Here is a 16,337-nt window from a genome sequence, read left to right as displayed (position 1 = left end):
CGTTCTCAGGGGAATCCCGCCGGAGCTCAGGGGTGGTTCAGGGTCAGCCCCGATGGTTGGAAGGCCGCTCGAGGACAAGGATGAAGATATGAACTCCCATGATGACCCTTCCTCCTCGCCCCGGGACGCTGACGGCACCCCGGAATCCCCCGCATACGGCGGCGCGTCACGTACCGGTTCCGGCGCCGGCTTCTTCGGCTGGATCCGAAGCCTGCAGGTTACCCGCGGGCAGGACCGCTGGATCGGCGGAGTCGCAACCGGCATCTCCGCCCGAACCGGGCTGGACGTAGTCCTGGTCCGCGGACTGTTTGTGGTGCTCGCGATCTTCGGCGGCATCGGTCTGCTGGCCTACGGGCTGGCGTGGGCACTGCTGCCGGAACCCGACGGACGCATCCACGCCGAATCCGCCGCCCGCGGCAGCTGGACATCCGGCATGACTGGCGCCCTGGTTGTTTCCCTCCTCGGGCTGTGGCGCCCCAATGCACCGTTCTTCGGCAACACCGGCGGGTTTGGCGGCTTCATCTGGAGCCTGTTCTGGATCGGCGTGGCGGTGTTCATCGTCTACTGGATCTCCAACGCCAACCGGAACAAGAACAGCAACAATGGAGCGGGCACAGGCACGAGCCCTGCGCCGACCGAATCCTTCACTGCCGGCACCGCATCGGCAGGCGCACCGTCATTCGGCACCACGTCGCCCGGTACCGCGCCCACCGATGTCTATTCGCCGACTCCTCCTCCCACCAGGCCTTTCATCGGCCCGACCCGCCCTCCGGTCAAAGCCGCGCCCAAGCCGTCGGCACCCCGTCCCACCGGAGCCGACGTGGCCGTCTTCCTTGGCGGCGCGCTCCTCCTGGCAGCACTGGTGCTCGTCCTTGACTACGTCGGCGTACTGGCCCTCGGCGGGAGCGTCATCGCCGTCGCGCTGGCGACCGGCGTCGTCGTTCTGGGTCTGGGCATAGTCCTGCTGGGGATCCGCGGACGCACGTCCGGCGGACTTGGCTTCCTGGCCGCGGTCGGGATCGCCGCCACCATGATCTCGTCAGCGTCGCCCGTAACGGGCAACTGGGTCCTCGCCGATCAGGGCCGGTGGTCCATGACGGCCGCGAGCCCGGCGTCCGAGGGGTACACCGTCGTCGTCGGCCAGGGGCGTGTGGACCTGACCGGCCTGGAGGACATCACCGAAAACGTCACCATCCCCGTCAATGCAGCCGCGGGGAACGTCGGCATCCTGGTTCCGGAAGGCGTTCCGGTTGACGTGCGGTCACGGATGGCGCTCAGCTCAACCGAAGTGGTGAGTGCCGGTGAAACCACCAGCGTCGGCGGCATCTGGCAGCCGCGGACCCTGCACCTGAACGAAGACGCGGACGGCCCGCGCATCATCCTCGAGATGCGGGGCGTGGTCAGCCACATCACCGTCGCCACCAACGAAAACGCACTCTTGGACACCGAAAGCAGGCAGGAACGATGAGCACCCTTTATCCCGGCAAGCACAACCCCACCAAGCACGACGACGACGCACGGCCACGCGCCGGAACCATCATCTGGGGCGTCCTCGCCATTGTGATCGGCCTGCTTGTACTGACCGGCGAACTGACAGGCCTGGTGCTTGACCCGGTACTCGTGGTCATGGTGCTCCTCGTCGGCACCGGCGTGGCCCTCATCATCTGCGGCATCCTCTCGATGAACCGGCGCAACTGAGTGGGCATTCACCAAACCCTTACTTCCCGTGACATTCCCGCCCCACTAAGAAAGCATGGATCTATGAACTCCTTCTTCAACACCCTCCGCTCCTCCCCCATCAAACGAGCACCGGGCGGCTGGTTCGGCGGCATCGCCTCCGGCATCGCCCTCAGGTTCGGCTGGTCCGTGGGACTGGTGCGGATCGGCATCCTGCTCAGCTTCCTGCTTCCCGTCATCGGCCCACCGGTGTATGTGGTGCTCTGGCTGCTGCTTCCCAAGACTGACGGGACCATCGCGCTGGAGAAGCTCGTTTCCAACCGCTGAATTCTGTCTTGAGGAATGGGGGTGTCCACCAATCGGTGGACACCCCCATTCAGTCTGTAGATGCTTACCCGGACCTGCGCTCACGGAGCAGTCTTGAGACATGGAAACCTCCACCTTTCACCCGGCCCCGCGCAACGACGCGACCAGCCACCACGATGTGCCGATCGAGGTCGAGAACCTCACCAAGGTTTACCGGCAGAAGTCCGGCACCATTTCGGCCGTCAACAACCTGAGCCTGTCGATTCAGGCAGGTGTTACCTACGCGTTGCTTGGACCGAACGGTGCCGGGAAAAGCACCACCATCGAGATTCTTGAAGGTCACCGCAAGCCCACTTCCGGGCGCGTCAATGTACTCGGGACGACTCCATACAAGGCACCTCCGTCCTTCCGGGCCCGGATCGGAATCGTCCTGCAGGAGGCGACCGACGCGGGTGCGCTGCGGGTGCGTGAAGCGCTGCACGCTCTCGCCGCGTACTACCCCAATCCGCGAGGGGTGGATGAGCTGATCGCGGCGGTTGGGCTGGAAGGCAAGGAGTCCCAGCGCATCAGCACACTCTCGGGCGGTCAGCGCCGAAGGGTCGATGTGGCGCTGGGCCTCGTCGGAAATCCTGAGCTGCTCTTCCTGGATGAACCCACCACGGGTTTCGATCCCGATGCCCGGCGGGCGTTCTGGGGCCTGATCCGCAGCCTCCGGGCCGACGGCACAACCATTGTGCTGACGACCCACTACCTCGACGAAGCTGAGCAGCTGGCGGACCGGCTCGGCATCATCACCGGCGGCAGGCTTGTGGCCGAGGGAGCGCCCGGCACACTGGGAGGCGCCGCTCTGCGGCGGCCCCGCGTGAGCTGGATTGACGACGACGGTGTCCACGAGGAGATCACGGACCGGCCGGCTGAGCTGGTGAACCTGCTCAGCGCAGGGGGCACCCATGAGCCACGGAAGCTTCAGATACGGGTACCCAGCCTGGAGGACATTTATCTTGAGCTGCTGAAGCAGCACGGCATACAAAGTGGAGATGCGTCATGACGACACCATCAGCTACGGCACCGACCGGCCTGTCCACGTCCCTTTCCCGGTTGTGGAGGCCGAACACCCTCGCCCTTGGCTGGCGACGGACAATACTTGAAGCCCGGATGTTCTCGCGGGATCCGTCCGCCCTGGTGTTCACCCTGTTCTTCCCGCTGATCATGATGGGTCTGTTCAGCACTGTTTTCGGCGATGAGGCGAGTATTGGCGACCCGAACAGGCCGGAGTCCCTGCTTCGCCCAGCGGAGTACTATCTGCCGGGCATGATTGCCCTCGGCACCATTTTGAGCGGATTCCAGAACCTGAGCGGTTACGTCGCAGACGAACGCTTCAACGGTTCCATCAAGCGCCTCGCGGGAACTCCCCTACCGAGCCTGTCCTACTTCCTCGGCAAGACCGGCCTTACCCTTCTCCTCATCACGACGCAGACCGCGCTCCTGCTTCTGGGTGCGCGCTTCCTGTTCGGCGTGACCATGCCTGCCACTGTGGACGCCTGGCTCACCTTCATCTGGCTCCTGCTGGGTTCGACCGCCGCCTGGTCCGCGGTAGGTATTGCGTTTGCCTGCCTTGCCAGAACTGGTCAGGGCGCGTCCACCATGTCTGCGGTTCCTCCGCTGCTGCTGGCCTTCATTTCCGGTGTCTACTTTCCCTTCTCCCAGATGCCTGACTGGCTGCGGACCATCGCCGACTTCTTTCCCCTCCGGTGGACAGCCAGTGGGATGCGCTCGGTGTTTCTTCCCGAAGGCTGGGCTGCCGTCGAGCCAGGCGGTACCTGGAACCTTGGACTCGCCGCACTCGTGATTGCCGTGTGGCTGGTGGCTGGGCTGGTGCTTACCCGCACGGTTTTCCGTTGGCCGCCGCAGAAGTGAGCCAGCCTGTCCCCGCTGGCCGGCCGCCGTCGTACAGTGATTTCATGAGCACTCCAGCGGATCGGAGCGTCCCCCTTCTCCCGGACAATTCGGTATGGCTGCGCGGGATGCGCTGGTGGCACGTGGGCTTTTACACGGTGCTGTCGGTGGTGGTGCTCGTAGTCCTGCTGCTGGTGAATGGTGATACGACGAAGGCCGCAATGCTTGTGGCTCTTGCAGTACTCGCAACCGTCTATCCGTTCCTCACCCGGCTGGAGCATCTCGGGACCTGGCGGCCGACGGCGTACGTCGTCCTGCTGGTCAGCACCGTCGGCTTGTTGTCATTCCTGTCGAGTTACGGTGCCATCCTGCTTTTTGTCGCCTTTCCCCAAATATGGATGTTTTCGAACACCCCACGCAGGGGTCTTATCGCCACCGCCGTCCTGTGCGTCGTGGTCGCCCTGGGCCAGCTGAACCTCACCGGTACAGATCCGGAGAACGTGCGAAGCGTGGGTTTGCAAGTGCTTGTTTCCTTTCTGGGCTCCAGCATGATCGGGCTGTGGATCTATAAGATCATCGACCAGAGCGAGGACCGCGGGCAGTTGATCGCATCCCTTGAGGCAACCAGGGCGGAGCTCGCCGAGGCACATGAGCAGCAGGGCGCCATGGCAGAGCGGGAGCGCATGTCCCGCGAGATTCATGACACTCTGGCCCAAGGTTTCACCTCGGTCATCATGCTGTCCGAAGCTGCCCAGGCGAAGCTTCGACGTGAACGGCAGCAACAGGCAGGCTCCGAGGTTCCCGGGTCTTCAATCGAGTCGGACCTTGCTGCGATCGGCGATACCGCACGGGAGAACCTTCAGGAAGCGCGCGCGCTCATCACTTCCTCCGGACCGTCCCAGTTGCAGGGCGGCGACCTGATCGGTGCGCTGAGGCGGCTCGGTGAGGCTTCACGGCAAGGGGACCGCACGGTGCGGATTGCCCTTCCGGACGATCCGCCTGTCCTTGAGTCCGCCCAGCAGATCGCGGTACTTCGCTGCGCACAGGAAGCGCTCAGCAACGTCCGCCGGCACAGTGAAGCCAGGCAGGTGGATCTGACGCTCCAGCGTGAGAACGATGACCTGCTTCTCACCGTCAGGGATGACGGACGGGGTTTCACGGCCGATCAGTCCAGTGCAGGCTTTGGACTGACCTCCATGAGCAGCCGGCTCCGTGAGATCGGCGGTTCCCTCCACATCCGCTCCCAACCGGGGGCAGGCACCTGCCTCACCATGACCGTACCGCTCGTGCGGAAAGGGGCAGCGCAGTGAGCGATGAAACGGTCAGGGTCCGCGTACTGATCGTTGACGATCACCCCATCGTGCGCGCCGGTCTTCGCGCACTGCTGAGTACCGATGACCGGTTGCTGGTGATCGGAGATGCCGGGAACGGCAGGGAAGCCGTCACTGCGAGCGCTACGCAGGCTCCCGACGTCGTACTCATGGACCTGCGCATGCCGGAACTGGATGGGGCGGAGGCAACCGCCCAGCTGCTCAGCGCCGACCCAGCCATCAAGGTCCTGGTGCTGACAACCTACGACGGCGATGCCGACATTGTGCGCGCAGTCGAGTCCGGTGCTGTGGGATATCTCCTGAAAGACACCCCCGGTGAAACGCTCATCGACGCGGTCCTCGCAGCTGCACGCGGCGAGACTGTTCTGGCACCGCCGATCGCGGCAAAGCTTGTTTCCCGGCTACGTGCTCCGGGTACGCCTGCGCTGTCCCGACGGGAGGTCGAAGTGCTCCAGGCCGTGGCACAGGGAATGAGCAACCCGGATATCGCAGCCGCACTCTTCATCGCGGAGACCACGGTCAAGACGCATCTGCTCCGGATCTTCGCCAAGCTGGACGTCGACGACCGAACCCGCGCCGTCGTCGTTGCCATGGAACGCGGGCTGCTTCCGTCGGTCCGCTGACGCGGCACCGTCGAGGGGCGATGTCCTTGCGGACCGGGACATAAAGAGGCCCCTTGCGTAAGTGTGTCTAGAATCATACGTGGCTCAAGGAGGCGCCTGACCAGATCACCCCACCCACGATTGATTGGAAAACGCCTTACATGAAGATCGGAATCCTCACCAGCGGAGGCGACTGCCCCGGACTCAACGCGGTGATTCGCGGAGCTGTCCTGAAGGGCATCAAGACCGACAACCTCGAGTTCGTAGGGTTCCGCGACGGCTGGCGAGGGGTGGTGGAAGGCGACATCATCGAGCTTCCGCGGCATGCGGTCCGGGGCATCTCCAAACAGGGCGGAACCATCCTGGGTACGTCCCGCACCAATCCTTTCGACGGCAACGGCGGCCCGGAGGCAATCAAGGCCACGCTTGAGCGGCTCGGGATTGACGCGATGATCGCCATCGGTGGTGAAGGGACCCTGGCTGCCGCCAAGCGCCTCACGGACGCCGGTCTGAAGATTGTCGGCGTCCCGAAGACCGTCGACAACGACCTCGACGCCACCGACTACACCTTCGGCTTCGACACAGCAGTGCAGATTGCCACCGAAGCCATCGATCGGCTCCGTACCACCGGTGAATCGCACTCGCGCTGCATGGTCGCCGAAGTGATGGGTCGCCACGTCGGCTGGATTGCCCTACACGCCGGCATGGCATCCGGTGCACACGCCATCCTCATCCCCGAACAGCAAACCTCCATCGAACAGGTCTGCGAGTGGGTCACCGATGCCCGCGACCGCGGCCGCGCACCGCTGGTGGTCGTCGCCGAGGGCTTTGTCCCCGCACACATGGAGCAACCGCACTCCGAGCGCGGCCTGGACACCTTCGGCAGACCGCGCCTGGGCGGAATCGCGGACCAGTTGGCTCCCGAGATCGAGGCCCGAACGGGAATCGAAACCCGCGCCACCGTCCTCGGCCACATCCAGCGCGGCGGCGTCCCCTCCGCATTCGACCGGGTGCTGGCCACGCGTCTCGGGATGGCTGCCGTCGACTCGGTTATCGACGGGCTGTGGGGCTCCATGGTTTCGCTCAACGGCACCGAGATCGCTCATGTGGGATTCGATGCCGCGCTGGGCAACCTCAAATGCGTCCCGCAGCACCGCTACGACGAAGCGGCCATCCTCTTCGGCTGAGTACCGTCAACTGGACGTCCGCCCGGTTCGGCTAACGTCGTCTCTATGAATCTTGAACCCGGCACCATCTCGATCATCCAGCTCGCCTGGTCCAGGCTGCTGGGGTTCGACGACGACGCCATGGCCGACGGCCGGGACCGTATCTACCGTGAAGACAACAGCGCGCCGCTGCTCATGTTCGTTGCACTCTTCGGGAAGGAAGCGCTGGTCGGTCCCACCTGGGCGCTGGACGCAGCCAAGAATCTGTCCGGCGTCGAACTTTCCCGGCACTCAACGCTGTTGTCCATGAGCCGTCCGCACGGTGGACGCGGGCTCGGCGAAGCATATCTGTATTTCTGCGACGCCCTCCCGTCCTTCCCGGACAGCGGGCCGCCGGTCAGCAGCGATCCCGAGCACGCGCTTGCACTCGAGCGGCTCTGCCCGCCGGATGATGTGGCCGAGGTGGGGCTGAGCGCCATGGAGAACACCTGCGTCCTCGTGGACGAGACCTCCGAACCGCTGCTGCCGCTCGCGGGCGCCGGCTATGACACCTGGGAAGGCATTCTTGCCCACCTCGGCGTCCTCACGGCCCCGGCGGAACGGCGGCGGGGCCGTGCGTCCTATGCCGTGTCGGTCGCGGTGGAGGAGTCGATGGCTGCCGGGCTCATCCCGCAGTGGCGTGCGCGCACCGACAATGTGGCCTCACAGCGCACCGCGCTCCGCGCGGGATTTGCCCACGCAGGAAGCCAGACCTCCGTTGTGCTGGAGGGCGGCGCTGCGCCGGGAGAGACTGTGCCTGGAGGAACGGAACAGCAGGACTAGGTGAACAGCTCCAGCATGTCCGCCCGTCCGAACATTGCTGCGGCGTCGCGGGCCGACGGCGTTCCGGCGTCCGGGCTGGCGCCTGCACTGAGCAGCTCTTTCGCCACATCGGCGTAGCCCTTGAAGACCGCACCGGCCAGCGGGGTCTGGCCGCGGTCATTGGCAGCCTCGGCATCAGCTCCACGTGCAAGCAGGTCCGCCACCACCGACGCGTGCCCGTTGTAGGCGGCGAGCATCACGAGGCTGTCCCCGGCGGTGTTGGTCAGCGTTGCCGGCACTCCGGCGTCGAGGTACTTCCGCAGGGTTGCGCCGTCGCCCTCGCGCGCTGCGTCGAGGAGGCGGTGGGCAAGCGCAATGGCTGCGTCAGCGGAAGGATCCGGGGCGTCCTGTTCGGTCATCCTCTGCCGCCTTTCAGCAGTCCGGTGGGACGGCCGACAACCTGGCCGGCGTCCGTGGCAACGATCAGTTCCTGTGTGGCGGCGTAGTGCTCCTCGCCGTCGACCACCTCGACGGTGGCTCCCGCATCCACGCTGCGCTTGATGACCGCGAGGCCCACCGCGCCCATCTCGTAGTGCTGTCCGACGGAGGTGAGCGTACCCACCGTTCGTCCCCCGATGACGACGGCGCTGCCGCGCTCCGGGAGGGTGTGCTGGCTTCCGTCCAGCTGCAGGAAGACAAGCCGCCGCGGCGGATGCCCGAGGTTGTGCACGCGGGCGACGGTCTCCTGGCCCTTGTAGCAGCCCTTCGACAGGTGGACGGCCGTGCGCAGGAGGTCCAGCTCGTGCGGGATGGTGCGTTCGTCCGTCTCGACGCCCAGCCGCGGACGCCACGCGGCGATGCGCAGTGCCTCCGACGCCATCATGCCGGCCAGAGTGAGCCCTTCCACTGCTGCCGCGAGATCAGTTCGCGGAATCAGGTACTCATGCCAGGGGCGCTCGGTACCGGGATGGGATTCCTCCCCGACCACACTGTAGGAGTATCCGCCCGTGCGGATGTGCGGCCAGATGTCAATCCAGGTGAGGTTGTCAGCAAACCGCTCTACCGGCCGGACTGAACCGAGTGTGGCCCAGTCGGCAGTGACGTCCGCAATCTCTACCCGAAGCATGAACTTCATGCGGTCAAGCCATGCAGCAAGCGGCGCGGCTTCCCAGCTTTCGGTCAGCAGCCAGGTGGTGGCGCCGTCGTCGACCACGCGAGGGCTGTACTCGATCCGGCCCTGCACGGTGAGCAGGAGAGTTTCGGTGGACTCGCCCGGTGCCAGGTCGAGCAGGAGCTGGGAGGATAGAGTATTGAGCCAGCTCAGGCGGTCAGGGCCACTGACCGTGACGACACCGCGGTGGGAAAGATCAACAATGGCCTCGCCGCGGGCCAGGGCGCGCTGTTCCCGGAGCGGGTCACCGTAGTGCGCTGCCACCCCCTCATCGGGTGCACCGGCAGCCACGGCGCCGGGCATGGAAAGTAGCGGGCTTGAGTAAGTCATACCGTTGGCAACGTCATAGGCTGCAAAGCGTATTCCGACAAGGGGTATTCCAACGGAGCACTCACACAATCCGCAGTGCCGCTCAGGGCGACTTCCTGAGGATCGCGGAGGCATGCGGCTCCAGTGAGCTGCCGTCTGCCGCGATGTCCCAACGCCAGTACAGATCTCCGTTGACCAGGCCCAACAGCCGCGTGGCCGCCGAATAGTCCTTGGAGTGCTGGCCGCGCATCACGAGGTCCGTGGAGAGCTGGATCTGCGGGCCCTTGATGCTGCCGTAGTACAGCTCTGCGATACCGCCCGGGTGGACGATTGTGGCCGTGATGTCGAACCCGCCCGCATCATTACGGAACTGCTCGACCTCGTCAGCGCTCTTCAGGGCAGGCACGATGTCCGCCGGCGACAGGCCGGGCCCGACGTCGGCATCGTTCAGTTTGCGGTCCAACGCCCAGAAGCCGGTCTCCACCGACAGCGGACGAAGGGTATTGCCCTCTTCATCCGTCAGCCAGCTCTCAGCGGTGTACTGCACGTAGGGCAGCCCGTGCTGGGTGAACACGGCACGCTGGAAGAAGTGCTCGGAATCAGCGGTGCCCTCGCCCAGCCTGCCGGAGCCCTCCCACGTTCCCAGAAGCCAGGACAGCGGAACGAGCTCGGGAGTCAGGTCCGTCGGTATCTCAAACGACATGGATCAGCGAACGCTACTTCTGGCCCTTGTACAGGCGCGTGACGACGAGTGCAGCGAAGCCGGCCATGCCGAGGCCCGCGATCACCAACAGGGAGATGAAGAAGATTTCCAGCGCAAGAATTGACATGCTTCCATCCTAACGCCGTGTTTCCGCCGGGTGCGCCACTCTGGACGGTTCCGGGAGACACGCGCGTCAGCTCAGCAGGAGCCGCTCGAGGAAATAGGCGAGCGAGCCGATGCCCAGGATCGGAGCGACTCCCACGGCGAGCACGGCCGCCGGATTGAGCGGCGTATCCCTGCTGATGACGAGCCGCCGGCCGGCCATGACGACGGCGCCGCACACCGCGCCGATGATTGCGGCGGCAAGGCCCTCGACATCCGTGAAGATCAGCGCGCACAGTGGTCCGGCGAGCGCCGCGAGGACAACACCGAGCGGCCCGACCATGCGGTCAGGCCAGGGCAGCAGCGCCGTGGCGATTGCGATCAGGACGCTGATTCCCGTCACGAGGGTGACACCGGAGCTTCCCGCGTTCACTCCGAGGTTCTCGGCAGCGACCCAGCCGGCGCCCAGCGCGATGAGCAGCACGCCGGAACTCGCGCCGAGCGTTGATTCGAGGCGGTGACTCTGGCCGGTACCCCGGAGGAGCTGAATGAGGAAGATTGCCCCGACACCGAGGGCCACAGCAACCGGGAGCCAGGTCAGCGCTGCCCCCGAGGGGGAGAAGTAGGCGGCGGCGGTGGCCGCAAGGGCGCTCAGCGCGATGGCCGCGGATTGGCTCCTGCGCGCCGGGACTCCCAGCAGATGCGGCCACCCGATCGCGGCCACGAGGATCAGAACAACGACGGCGACGGCGCTCACCGTCAGCGACACGTAAGAAGCGCCGACGACAGCTATCAGTGCTACCGCCGCAACCAGTGCCGCCATCATCATTCTCACCCCTGCAATACTGCACTACCCACGCGTGAGGCGTCGAAAGCGGCAAATCCGTCCGTGGCCTTCCCGGCGGGATCATTCCCGCGGTGTAGCGAGGGATCAGCCGTTTCGGACGCGATGTTACGGGGGTGCCCCGGGTCACACCGGTATACTGGACTGCAATCCGCTGTCGGCCTGCCGGAACGTCCTGCTGTTTTCGGCACGCGGTCACCGCTGCGCCCGCCCGATGATGCGCGTCCCAATCCCTGGAGGACACATGCCGCACATCCTGATGCTGACGAACAGCCCCGGCTCCTCCGTGGAGATCCTCCCGGCGCTCGAGCTCCTCAACCACAAGGTGCACATCCTTCCCGCCGAGCCCACCGCGCTGCTCGAAACTGAACCGTCCGACGTCGTCATCATCGATGCGCGGAAGGACCTGGTGGGCGCCCGCTCACTGACGCAGCTGCTGCGCGCCACAGGGCTCAGTGCTCCGCTGATGCTGGTTCTCACCGAAGGCGGCATGGCGGCCGTCGCCGCCAACTGGCTGGCCGATGACGTCGTCCTCGACTCCGCCGGCCCGGCGGAGGTAGAGGCGCGGCTGCGCCTTGTCATTTCTCGGGCACATACCGCGGCCGAGGAGGTATCGAGCGAGATCCATGCCTCCGGCGTCGTCATTGATGAGGCCAGCTATACCGCGCGGGTGGGCGGCGAGCCGATGAACCTCACCTACAAGGAGTTCGAGCTCCTGAAGTACCTCGCGCAGCATCCCGGCCGGGTTTTCACCCGTGACCAGCTGCTGCATGAGGTGTGGGGCTACGACTACTACGGGGGCACCCGGACCGTCGACGTGCACGTGCGAAGGCTGCGGGCCAAGCTGGGCCCGGACCATGAGCAGTTGATCGGCACCGTGCGGAACGTCGGCTACCGGTTCACGCTCAGCCGCCAGAGCGGTGACTCGGCAGTCAGTCAGCAGGCATGACGTCAGCCGGCAGGCATAAACAAAGGCTCCCTCCCGCGCTGCGGAGAAGGAGCCTTTGTGTTTGTGGAGGACATACGGGTCGAACGTATCGAGGGCGCCCCACTGGCGCATCCCCCCGGTTGCACTCTTTCGAACGCTTGAAAAGCCTACCCCACGCCGCCCGACGCCGCCAAAATCCTCCCGGAATGGTGGTGCCCGCGGCTACGCTAATCAGATGACTGCAGCTGACGCACCCACCTGGCCCATCCGCACCATCGGCGGTGTCCCACGCGCTGAGGTCCTGCAGGACATCCTCGGCCTCGCCCGTGCTGCGGAAGACGCGGACGGCAACCCTCCGCTGTCCGAACAGACGCTGGTCAACCTGCGTACCTCCTCAGGACATCCGGATTCCCTGCTGGTGTTTGCAACTTATGCCAGTGACGGAAACGGCATCGGCGAGGCGGGTGAGGAGCTGGCCGGCGTCGCCGTCGTCAGCCTTCCACGTGGCGAAAGCCAACCCGGCGTGCTTGAGCTCGTGGTCCGGCCCACCTACCGCAACCAGGGCGTTGGCAGCAGCCTGGTGCGCGTGCTGCAGGACCGCCGGTTGCCGGACCTGCGGGTGTGGTCGCACGGGAATCATGCGGCCGCCGTCGAACTCGCCGGCAAAGCCGGGTTCATCCCGGTCCGTGAACTGTGGCGGATGCGGCAGACGCGCGCCGCACTCGAAGCGACAGTGCCCGACGCCGTGGTGCCTGACGGAGTGCGCCTGCGCACCTTCGAACCGGGCAAGGATGAGCAGGCCTGGCTTGAAGCGAATGCTGCCGCCTTTGCACACCATCCTGAACAGGGCGCCATGACCCGTGAGGACCTGGAGTCGCGGATGGCGGAGGACTGGTTCGATCCACAGGGTTTGATCCTTGCGGTCCGGGAGTCGGACGGGGAGCTGCTCGGTTTCCACTGGACCAAGGTGCACCCCCGCAGCGGCAAACACCCTGCCATCGGCGAGGTGTACGTCGTGGGAGTGACTCCCGCTGCGCAGGGCATGGGACTCGGAAAGGCCTTGACGATTGCCGGAATTGAACACCTGCACTCGCTCGGGCTGCAGGCCATCATGCTGTACGTCGATGCGGACAATACGGCCGCCGTCGCGCTGTACCGTTCGCTGGGCTTCACCCGGTGGGACGTTGACGTCATGTACGCACCAGGTAATACAGCCGGCAACTTGTAAGGTTGAGCAGGGCCTTCACCTGTCCTGCCAAGGCAGGCAGCGCCCCACGCCGGAACCACCAAAGGAGACACTATGGAAGCCGAAACCGCCGCCCGGGTACCGGCACGGTACGGATCATCCGAAGTAGCTCCCGCCCGGGCCACCCAGGACCGCATCGACATCCCGGAGTTCGCCCCGAGCCTGCTGCCGGCAGGCGATATATCCGCCGACCGCTTCCTGGACCGCGAGCTGAGCTGGCTGCACTTCAACGCCCGAGTACTGGACCTCGCCGAAGACCCGGACCTGGCGCTGCTGGAACGCGTCAACTTCCTGTCCATCTTCGCCTCCAACCTGGACGAGTTCTTCATGGTCCGCGTGGCCGGCCTGAAGCGCCGGATCGCCACCGGGCTGGCCGTCCCGTCCGCCGCCGGCCTCAGCCCCATTGAGCAGCTCGAGACGATCATGGCCGACGGCCTCGCGCTTCAGCGCCGCCATGCCGCCATCTTCGCCGAGCACATCCGGCCCGCACTCACCGGAGAGAACATCCACCTCACCACGTGGGATGAGCTGGATGAAGTTGCACGGCAGGATCTGAACAAGCTGTTCGCTGAGAAGGTCTTCCCCATCCTGACGCCGCTCGCTGTCGATCCGGCGCACCCGTTCCCGTACATTTCCGGGCTCTCTCTGAACCTCGCCGTCGTCGTGCGTAATCCGGTGAGCGACAAGGAACTCTTCGCTCGCGTGAAGGTACCCGACCAGCTGCCGCGGCTGATCTCCGTTGACGGGCCGCGCGCGGGGAACGTGGCCGGCCGGACCGCCCGTTTCATTCCGCTGGAGGAGGTCATTGCGGTCCATCTGGACCAGCTGTTTCCCGGCATGGAGGTCCTCGAGCACCACACCTTCCGCGTTACCCGCAATGAAGACCTCGAGGTTGAGGAGGATGACGCCGAGAACCTGCTGCAGGCGCTCGAGAAGGAGCTGCTACGGCGCCGGTTCGGCCCGCCTGTCCGGCTTGAGGTCACCACAGACATCAACCCCAGCATCCGCGCGCTGCTATCCCGCGAGCTTGGTGTTGAGGATGCGGAGGTCTATGACCTGCCCGCTCCCCTGGACCTGAGGGGCCTCAGCGTCATCGCCCGTATTGACCGCGGCGACCTCCACTATCCGAAGCACGTGGCGCACACCAGCCGGGACCTCAATGAGAGTGAAACCTCGAAGGCCGCGAATGTGTTCGCAGCGATGCGGCGCCGGGACATCCTCCTGCACCACCCGTATGATTCCTTCTCCACTTCGGTGCAGGCTTTTCTCGAACAGGCCGCGGTGGACCCGAAGGTCCAGGCGATCAAGCAGACGCTGTACCGGACCTCCGGTGACTCCCCCATTGTCGATGCGCTGATTGATGCGGCCGAGGCGGGTAAGCAGGTGCTCGCGCTGGTGGAGATCAAGGCCCGCTTCGACGAGCAGGCGAACATCTCCTGGGCGCGGAAGCTGGAACAGGCAGGCGTGCATGTCGTGTATGGCATTGTGGGCCTGAAAACCCACTGCAAGCTCTCCCTCGTGGTACGCCAGGAAATCGACGGACTCCGCCGCTACTGCCACATCGGCACCGGCAACTACCACCCGCGCACTGCCCGCTACTACGAGGACCTCGGGCTGCTCACCGCCAACCACCAAGTGGGCGAGGACCTCTCACGGCTGTTCAACCAGCTCTCCGGCTACGCTCCGAAGTCGACCTTCAAACGGCTTCTCGTAGCGCCGCGCTCGGTCCGCTCCGGTCTGATCGAACGCATCGAGCAGGAGATCGCCAACAGTCAGGCCGGCCTCGAAGCCCGCGTCATCATCAAGGTGAACTCGATCGTTGACGAGTCACTGATCGACTCCCTGTACCGGGCCTCGCAGGCCGGAGTTCGGGTGGACGTGATAGTGCGCGGCATCTGCTCTGTGCGTCCCGGCGTTCCGGGCCTCAGCGAGAACATCACCGTCCGGTCTGTTCTCGGCAGGTTCCTGGAGCACTCACGTGTCTTCGCATTCGCGAACGCAGGAGATCCGGCGGTATTCATTGGTTCAGCTGACATGATGCACCGCAACCTCGACCGCCGGGTCGAGGCGCTGGTCCAGCTATCCTCACCCGAACACATCACCTACCTGCTGTCACTGATGGACCGGTACCTCGACAGCGGCACGGCAAGCTGGCACCTGGACAGCGACGGAGAGTGGATCCGCCACCACAAGGACGACGACGGCAATCCCCTGAGCGACGTGCAGTCGTGGTTATTGGCCTCCCGTTCCCGCAGCCGTCTGCGGCCCGCCCGCCAGTGATGACGCAGCCGGACACAGCGGTAGAGAGCAGGCAGAGCAAGAAGGGCGCCGCCGTCGTCGCTGCCGGTGCACTGTGCTGGCGCAAGCGCTCGGGTGCGCTGGAAGTCCTTCTCATCCATCGTCCCCGCTATGACGATTGGTCCTGGCCGAAGGGCAAGATCGACGCGGGTGAGACCACACCCGAGTGCGCCGTACGCGAGGTCCGTGAGGAAATCGGCATTACGGTGCAGCTCGGCATCCCTTTGCCGACCATCGAGTACCCGGTGGCGTCCGGGCTGAAGGTGGTGCATTACTGGGCAGCGAAAGTTGACGCCGCCGCCCCCCAACCGGATGGCAAGGAGGTGGACGACTTCCTGTGGTGCTCTCCCGAACGCGCCGCCGAGCTGCTCAGCAACCCCTCGGACAGAGAGCCGCTGAACGCCCTGGTTGAAGCGTTTGCCGAGGACCGTCTGGCCACCTGGCCGCTGATCATCGTCCGCCATGCGAAGGCCAAGCCGCGGTCCTCGTGGACCCGCGCAGAGGGCGAGCGACCGCTGGCCGCGTCCGGGCGGCGGCAGGCACAGGCCGTCAGCCGACTGCTGGAGGCCTGGTCCCCCGAGCGCATCGTCAGCAGCCCGTGGGACCGCTGCGTGCAGACCATCATGCCGTATGTGAAGCGTTCCGACGCGAAACTGAAACTCGTGGACGCCATTACGGAACGCGACGCCGCCCGCAAGCCTGGACGGGCCAGCAACACCGTTGAGAAGCTGTTCGACCGGCGCGTTCCGGTGGCTGTGTGCAGCCACCGCCCGGTGCTGCCGCTGCTGTTCGACGTACTCCGTGGGCACATGCCGTCCCACCTGGGCGAGCTGCTGCCGGCGTCGGATCCGTATCTGGCTCCGGGTGAGGCGATCATCTGCCAGGTCAATTGCAGGAAGGCTGGCAAGGTTGTCTCCGTCGAACAGTTCCGTGCCTACGACGACTGATTCCGGCCGT

17 protein-coding genes are annotated in these 16,337 nt (G+C 65.4%); 13 read left to right on the top strand and 4 right to left on the bottom strand.

The window, feature by feature from the left end:
- The first annotated feature begins 88 nt into the window (after positions 1 to 88).
- The 9 genes from ASH00_RS01310 to ASH00_RS01270 all read left to right on the top strand — a co-directional run bounded on the left by ASH00_RS01310 (position 89) and on the right by ASH00_RS01270 (position 7,800).
- Entirely contained in the window at positions 89 to 1,468 is a 1,380-nt protein-coding gene (locus ASH00_RS01310; protein WP_162252834.1) for a PspC domain-containing protein, read from the top strand.
- Entirely contained in the window at positions 1,465 to 1,698 is a 234-nt protein-coding gene (locus ASH00_RS01305; protein WP_056543956.1) for a hypothetical protein, read from the top strand. Before ASH00_RS01310 ends, ASH00_RS01305 begins: the two co-directional genes overlap by 4 nt.
- Positions 1,699 to 1,761: 63 nt before the next feature.
- Complete coding sequence (locus tag ASH00_RS01300; RefSeq protein WP_056543954.1) at positions 1,762 to 2,004, top strand: PspC domain-containing protein; 243 nt, start codon at positions 1,762 to 1,764, stop codon at positions 2,002 to 2,004.
- Positions 2,005 to 2,104: 100 nt separating this feature from the next.
- Entirely contained in the window at positions 2,105 to 3,031 is a 927-nt protein-coding gene (locus ASH00_RS01295; RefSeq protein ID WP_082565821.1) for an ABC transporter ATP-binding protein, read from the top strand.
- A complete protein-coding gene (locus ASH00_RS01290; protein WP_082565820.1) occupies positions 3,028 to 3,900 on the top strand; it encodes an ABC transporter permease in 873 nt (290 codons plus the stop codon). The genes ASH00_RS01295 and ASH00_RS01290 overlap by 4 nt, the downstream gene beginning before the upstream one ends.
- 44 nt (positions 3,901 to 3,944) lie before the next feature.
- Positions 3,945 to 5,189, top strand: coding sequence for a sensor histidine kinase (locus ASH00_RS01285; RefSeq protein ID WP_056543948.1), 1,245 nt, complete (start codon positions 3,945 to 3,947; stop codon positions 5,187 to 5,189).
- Positions 5,186 to 5,833, top strand: a complete 648-nt coding sequence (locus tag ASH00_RS01280; RefSeq protein WP_056543945.1) for a response regulator — start codon at positions 5,186 to 5,188, stop codon at positions 5,831 to 5,833. The genes ASH00_RS01285 and ASH00_RS01280 overlap by 4 nt, the downstream gene beginning before the upstream one ends.
- Before the next feature lie 140 nt (positions 5,834 to 5,973).
- Positions 5,974 to 6,999: a 6-phosphofructokinase gene (locus ASH00_RS01275; RefSeq protein WP_056543943.1), complete on the top strand. Its 1,026-nt coding sequence runs from the start codon at positions 5,974 to 5,976 to the stop codon at positions 6,997 to 6,999.
- Positions 7,000 to 7,044: 45 nt separating this feature from the next.
- Complete coding sequence (locus ASH00_RS01270) at positions 7,045 to 7,800, top strand: GNAT family N-acetyltransferase (protein ID WP_056543940.1); 756 nt, start codon at positions 7,045 to 7,047, stop codon at positions 7,798 to 7,800.
- Here ASH00_RS01270 and ASH00_RS01265 read toward each other — a convergent pair.
- The 4 genes from ASH00_RS01265 to ASH00_RS01250 form a co-directional block, all read right to left on the bottom strand.
- A complete protein-coding gene (locus ASH00_RS01265) occupies positions 7,797 to 8,198 on the bottom strand; it encodes an ankyrin repeat domain-containing protein (protein ID WP_056543937.1) in 402 nt (133 codons plus the stop codon). The genes ASH00_RS01270 and ASH00_RS01265 overlap by 4 nt on opposite strands.
- Complete coding sequence (gene ygfZ / locus ASH00_RS01260; RefSeq protein ID WP_056543933.1) at positions 8,195 to 9,280, bottom strand: CAF17-like 4Fe-4S cluster assembly/insertion protein YgfZ; 1,086 nt, start codon at positions 9,278 to 9,280, stop codon at positions 8,195 to 8,197. Before ygfZ ends, ASH00_RS01265 begins: the two co-directional genes overlap by 4 nt.
- Before the next feature lie 82 nt (positions 9,281 to 9,362).
- Complete coding sequence (locus ASH00_RS01255) at positions 9,363 to 9,962, bottom strand: FABP family protein (protein ID WP_056543931.1); 600 nt, start codon at positions 9,960 to 9,962, stop codon at positions 9,363 to 9,365.
- Positions 9,963 to 10,155: 193 nt separating this feature from the next.
- Positions 10,156 to 10,893 (bottom strand): hypothetical protein, encoded by a 738-nt coding sequence (locus tag ASH00_RS01250; protein WP_235563105.1) that lies wholly within the window; start codon positions 10,891 to 10,893, stop codon positions 10,156 to 10,158.
- A gap of 259 nt (positions 10,894 to 11,152) precedes the next feature.
- Between ASH00_RS01250 and ASH00_RS01245 the strand changes: the two genes are divergently transcribed.
- The 4 genes from ASH00_RS01245 (at position 11,153) to ASH00_RS01230 (ending at position 16,327) form a co-directional block, all read left to right on the top strand.
- Entirely contained in the window at positions 11,153 to 11,857 is a 705-nt protein-coding gene (locus ASH00_RS01245; protein ID WP_056543925.1) for a winged helix-turn-helix transcriptional regulator, read from the top strand.
- Between the two features lie 214 nt (positions 11,858 to 12,071).
- Positions 12,072 to 13,064: a mycothiol synthase gene (gene mshD / locus ASH00_RS01240; RefSeq protein ID WP_056543922.1), complete on the top strand. Its 993-nt coding sequence runs from the start codon at positions 12,072 to 12,074 to the stop codon at positions 13,062 to 13,064.
- Positions 13,065 to 13,136: 72 nt separating this feature from the next.
- Positions 13,137 to 15,362, top strand: a complete 2,226-nt coding sequence (locus ASH00_RS01235; RefSeq protein WP_056543920.1) for an RNA degradosome polyphosphate kinase — start codon at positions 13,137 to 13,139, stop codon at positions 15,360 to 15,362.
- On the top strand, positions 15,362 to 16,327 hold the full coding sequence (locus ASH00_RS01230; protein WP_056546456.1) for an NUDIX hydrolase: 966 nt from the start codon (positions 15,362 to 15,364) through the stop codon (positions 16,325 to 16,327). The genes ASH00_RS01235 and ASH00_RS01230 overlap by 1 nt, the downstream gene beginning before the upstream one ends.
- Positions 16,328 to 16,337 lie beyond the last annotated feature (10 nt).

The organism is Arthrobacter sp. Soil782 (assembly GCF_001428435.1).
Lineage (GTDB): Bacteria > Actinomycetota > Actinomycetes > Actinomycetales > Micrococcaceae > Arthrobacter_D > Arthrobacter_D parietis.
The sequence above is the reverse complement of the archived record's forward strand: the minus strand, read 5'-3'. Positions and strand labels throughout refer to the sequence as shown.